The following is a 720-nucleotide window of genomic DNA, read 5'->3' as shown; positions in this document are numbered from 1 at the left end:
CGGAGCGGCAGATCGCGCACCTGCGGGCGCTGCAGCTGCGCGCGATGGCGGAGCTGACCGGGCGTGAGAACTACGCCTCCTGCCGGGGTTGCGGGGACGCTGATGCCGCATCGTTGCGGCACACCCATGACCGGGTGCGGGCGGCGGGGTCGGAGGTGTCCGCAGCGCTGGCCTGGACACCCGGGCACGCCGATACCCGGGTGGCGCTGGGGGTCGAGCTGGTCGAGGACCTCCCCGCCACACTGACGGCACTCGACGCCGGCGCCATCGACGAGCGGCGCGCGGAGCTGATCGCGGCGAAGACCCGCGTGCTCGACCCGCCTGCGCGCGGCCGGGTGGTCGAGCAGGTACTGCCCACCGCCGGTGCGCGAACCCTGCGGCAACTGTCCCGCGACCTGGACCGGCTGGTCATCACCACCGACCCGGCCGCGGCCGAGGAACGCCGCTGCCGGGGGCGGGAGCAGCGGCGGGTGCAGCGGCCTACTGCCTACGGTGACGCCGACGGCACCAGCATCATGTGCCTGACCGGTCCGGCAGAAGACCTGGCCGCGCTGTGGACCGCGCTGGACGCAGCCGCCCGCGCCGCCCGCGGCGGCAACGACCCGCGCACCCTCGATCAGCTACGGTTCGACATCGCCACCGGGCTCGGGTGGACCGCGCTGACCACCGGCCACCTGGGCGGCTGCGGTGGCACTCAGGAACCCGGCGCCGACACGGCAG

1 protein-coding gene is annotated in these 720 nt (G+C 75.1%); it reads left to right on the top strand.

All coding sequences use genetic code 11. The features are described from left to right. Positions 1 to 720: DUF222 domain-containing protein (locus E1269_RS32000; protein ID WP_131902309.1), on the top strand; the 720-nt coding region annotated here is incomplete at both ends.

The organism is Jiangella asiatica (assembly GCF_004349065.1).
GTDB lineage: Bacteria > Actinomycetota > Actinomycetes > Jiangellales > Jiangellaceae > Jiangella > Jiangella asiatica.
Note: the sequence above shows the minus strand (reverse complement) of the source record. Positions and strands in the feature narration are given on the sequence as shown.